Annotated in this window: 1 pseudogene; it reads right to left on the bottom strand. The window is 66.0% G+C overall.

The annotated features are described in order from the left end of the window. Positions 1 to 1238, bottom strand: a pseudogene (locus D5H75_RS40690) (DNA-directed RNA polymerase subunit beta); the annotation flags it as partial.

Below are 1238 nucleotides of genomic sequence, written 5' to 3' on the forward strand. Positions count from 1 at the left end.
CCCAGGTGTGTCTCCAGGATCTGGCCGACGTTCATGCGGCCGGGGACGCCGAGCGGGTTGAGGATGATGTCGACGGGGGTGCCGTCCTCCAGGAACGGCATGTCCTCCACCGGCAGGATCTTGGAGATGACACCCTTGTTGCCGTGCCGGCCGGCGAGCTTGTCCCCATCGGTGATCTTGCGCTTCTGCGCCACATACACCCGGACCAGCTCGTTCACACCCGGAGGCAGCTCGTCCCCGTCCTCACGGGAGAACACCCGCACCCCGATGACCTTGCCCGACTCACCATGCGGCACCTTCAGCGAGGTGTCCCGGACCTCCCGGGCCTTCTCCCCGAAGATCGCCCGCAGCAGCCGCTCCTCCGGCGTCAGCTCCGTCTCCCCCTTCGGGGTGACCTTGCCCACCAGGATGTCGCCCGTGGTCACCTCCGCGCCGATCCGGATGATCCCCCGCTCGTCCAGATCGGCCAGGACCTCCTCCGACACGTTCGGAATGTCCCGGGTGATCTCCTCCGGACCCAGCTTGGTGTCCCGCGCGTCCACCTCGTGCTCTTCGATGTGGATCGAGGACAAAACATCATCCTGCACCAGGCGCTGCGACAGAATGATCGCGTCCTCGTAGTTGTGACCCTCCCACGGCATGAACGCCACCAGCAGGTTCTTGCCCAGCGCCATCTCACCGTCATCGGTGCACGGCCCATCGGCGATCACCTGCCCGGCCTCCACCCGGGCGCCCTCGTCCACGATCGGCTTCTGGTTGAAACACGTGCCCTGGTTCGACCGCTTGAACTTCGCCACCCGATACGTCGTCCGGGTGCCGTCATCGTTCATCACCGTGATGTAGTCGGCCGAGACCTCCTCCACCACCCCGGCCTTCTCCGCCGTGATCACATCACCGGCATCGGTCGCCGCGCGGTACTCCATGCCCGTGCCCACCAGCGGCGCCTCACTGCGCAGCAACGGCACCGACTGACGCTGCATGTTCGAGCCCATCAGGGCCCGGTTCGCGTCGTCATGCTCCAGGAACGGGATCATCGCCGTCGCCACCGACACCATCTGCCGCGGCGAGACGTCCATGTAATCCACCTCATCAGGGCGGATCGCCTCGAACTCCCCGCCCTTACGACGGACCAGCACCCGCTCCTCGGCGAAACTCCCATCCGCCGTCAACGGCGCGTTCGCCTGCGCGATGACGTACCGATCCTCCTCATCCGCCGTCAGATAGTCGATCTGCTCGGT

The organism is Bailinhaonella thermotolerans (genome assembly GCF_003594875.1).
Classification (GTDB): Bacteria; Actinomycetota; Actinomycetes; order Streptosporangiales; family Streptosporangiaceae; genus Bailinhaonella; species Bailinhaonella thermotolerans.